The organism is Paraburkholderia sp. J63 (assembly GCF_905220245.1).
Classification (GTDB): Bacteria; Pseudomonadota; Gammaproteobacteria; order Burkholderiales; family Burkholderiaceae; genus Paraburkholderia.
The window spans coordinates 1-219 of the sequence record NZ_CAJMZF010000245.1 but is presented as its reverse complement, the minus strand read 5'-3'; the positions used below and the strand labels follow the sequence as shown (position 1 = coordinate 219).

1 protein-coding gene is annotated in these 219 nt (G+C 68.9%); it reads left to right on the top strand.

Going from position 1 to position 219, the window contains the following annotated elements; translation table 11 throughout:
* The coding region (locus U5775_RS39375) for a hypothetical protein (protein WP_322063492.1) at positions 1–219 on the top strand (219 nt) is incomplete at both ends.

The following is a 219-nucleotide window of genomic DNA, read 5'->3' as shown; positions in this document are numbered from 1 at the left end:
GGCGCGACGTACAACGGCACGACTGGCGCGGTCAGCGCACCGGTCTACGCGGTGCAGGGCGGCACGTACGGCAACGTCGGCGCAGCGCTGGGCAGCCTCGACACGGCCGTGACCAGCAACGCGAACTCGATCAGCGACATCACGAACCAGATCAACGATGGTTCGGTGGGTCTGGTGCAGCAGGCGGCAGCCGGTGCGGACCTGACGGTCGGCAAGGGC